The following is a 251-nucleotide window of genomic DNA, read 5'->3' as shown; positions in this document are numbered from 1 at the left end:
CAACATTGCCTTGGTGTATGCCCCGCCTCGCAGCGAAGGCGATCTGAACCGCATCGAAACCGGCTACCGCCGCCTGTGCGATCCGATCTGTCAGTTGCTGGATGAATTGGGTGGCACCTCGTCGGTCGGGGAAATCGACGGCGCATTCTGTGATGGACGTTTCAACGTCAATCTCGACGGTCGCAAGATGGTCGGCACCGCCCAGCGCTGGCGCCAGAGCCAGGGCGGCCAGCGTCCGGTGGGCTTGGTGC

1 protein-coding gene is annotated in these 251 nt (G+C 63.3%); it reads left to right on the top strand.

Annotation, left to right across the window (positions count from 1 at the left end; all coding sequences use genetic code 11):
• The coding region (locus tag AAEY83_RS17235; RefSeq protein ID WP_351061113.1) for a hypothetical protein at window positions 1–251 on the top strand (251 nt) is incomplete at both ends.

The organism is Psychrobacter sp. TB20-MNA-CIBAN-0197 (assembly GCF_040309765.1).
Taxonomy (GTDB): domain Bacteria; phylum Pseudomonadota; class Gammaproteobacteria; order Pseudomonadales; family Moraxellaceae; genus Psychrobacter; species Psychrobacter submarinus.
Note: the sequence above shows the minus strand (reverse complement) of the source record. Positions and strands in the feature narration are given on the sequence as shown.